The organism is Ureibacillus galli, assembly GCF_014836845.1.
GTDB classification, from domain to species: Bacteria; Bacillota; Bacilli; order Bacillales_A; family Planococcaceae; genus Ureibacillus; species Ureibacillus galli.
The window spans coordinates 1-1721 of record NZ_JACSQA010000068.1 but is presented as its reverse complement, the minus strand read 5'-3'; the positions used below and the strand labels follow the sequence as shown (position 1 = coordinate 1721).

The following is a 1721-nucleotide window of genomic DNA, read 5'->3' as shown; positions in this document are numbered from 1 at the left end:
CAGATTGTCGACAAAAGGCCTTCAGAATGGTCACATTCTGAAGGCCTTTTGTAATTTTGAACGTTTTTCGGGTATTTGACAGTCTTATTTTAAGCAAAAGCACTCTACGAGTATTCTATTTAGACCATTTCTGGAGCTTGCCATGTCCAATTGGCAAGCTTCTTTAAATTCATGGCAGCAAAAGTAAGCATCGCCTGCATGGACAATTTTTTAATCCCACGTAGGGTTGTCCATCGCATACCATGCTTTTCTTTCGCATCCGCAAAAACACGTTCAATCGTTTCTTTACGTCTTGCATATATTTGTTTGATATCGTTTTGATGACGAAGATGATCCGCTTCCTCTACATGATGTGCCCAAATATGACGCTCAATAATTTTTCGATGGTCTTTACTGTTCGTACATCGAGCAAGCAAAGGACAGTTTGCACACTCAGTAGGGTTCGATTTGTATTGGCGTTTTCCATCTTTAGTCGTTGTCGAATATTTTAGGATTTGCCCTTCCGGACAAAGGTAACAATCATAGTACTCGTCATATACATAATCGTGTTTACGTAAAAATCCATCCTTCGTTTTTGGTCGTGTATACGGAAGTGCCGGTTGAATATCATGTTCAAATAAAAACTTAGTAATCGCAGGTGTTTTATAAGCAGCATCGGCCGCAACCGCAAGTGGCTTCTTCACTTTTTCCATTACCTTTTCAACAAGTGGCTGAAGCATATGACTATCATGAACATTCCCAGGTGTCACAATCGATCCAAGTATAAATCCATACCTATCCGCTGCCGCATGGAATGAATAAGCAAACTGCTTCGTCCGTTCATCTTTTACATAGTAGCCACTTTCAGGATCTGTCGTACTCTCTTTAATTTCCTTCATCTCTTCTTTTTCAAATTTATCTGGCGGGAATGGTTTCTTCCCATGATCAATCCGATCTTGATTCAACTCTTCTTGAAGTTTAGCTTCATATGCCCGAGTCTCTTTGCGTACAATCTTCTTTTCGAATTTACGTTTATTCGCACTGGCTTTAACATGAGTTGAATCGATGAAGACATGGTCGGCACTTAGTAATCCTTTATCTGCAATTTCTTTAAGAATTCGATAGAAAATCTGTTCAAAGATATCCGTATCTTGGAAACGACGTTCATAATTTTTACCGAAGGTAGAAAAGTGCGGTACTTCAGAATGGAATCCAAATCCTAAAAACCATCGATATGCCATATTCGTCTCGATCTCTTTTATAGTTTGACGCATTGAACGAATTCCAAATACATATTGAACAAATGTCATTTTAATTAATACGACTGGATCCACACTCGGTCGACCTAGTGTTGAATACAGTGGTTCTACTAGTGGATAGATGAAGGAAAAATCAATAGCTGATTCAAGCTTTCTAACAAGATGATTCGGTGGTACAAGTTGTTCAATTGTAATCATCTCAATTTGATCACGTTCATTTATTTGATTTTTCGACATCATATCCATTCACCTCAGACATTTATTTAGAAAGGAGTTGATTGTAGTGTAGGCGGCGACTCCTGCGGGAAAAGCGTGAAGGCCGATACCCCGCAGGAGCAAAGCGACGAGGAGGATTGGGCCACGCCCGCGGAAAGCGTCCGCCGAAACGGAAATCAACTAACTCTATTTCAGAAACTATTACTTTTATTTTAAAAGAAAAAAGACTGTAGGCAAACTCGAAATTTCGAGTTTGTCTACAGTCTG

2 protein-coding genes are annotated in these 1721 nt (G+C 39.5%); both read right to left on the bottom strand.

The window, feature by feature from the left end:
- Positions 1–119: 119 nt before the first annotated feature.
- The gene (locus H9636_RS18905; RefSeq protein WP_191709097.1) at positions 120–1478 is read right to left on the bottom strand and encodes an IS1182 family transposase; all 1359 of its coding nucleotides are present in this window, start codon (positions 1476–1478) and stop codon (positions 120–122) included.
- A gap of 19 nt (positions 1479–1497) precedes the next feature.
- A partial coding sequence (locus tag H9636_RS19220; RefSeq protein WP_225230345.1) for a hypothetical protein occupies positions 1498–1721 on the bottom strand: 224 nt, incomplete at its 5' end.

Coding starts and splice junctions, on each gene's coding strand:
- H9636_RS18905 (WP_191709097.1), bottom strand. CDS start 1,478: ATGATGTCGAAAAATCAAATAAATGAACGTGATCAAATTGAGATGATT.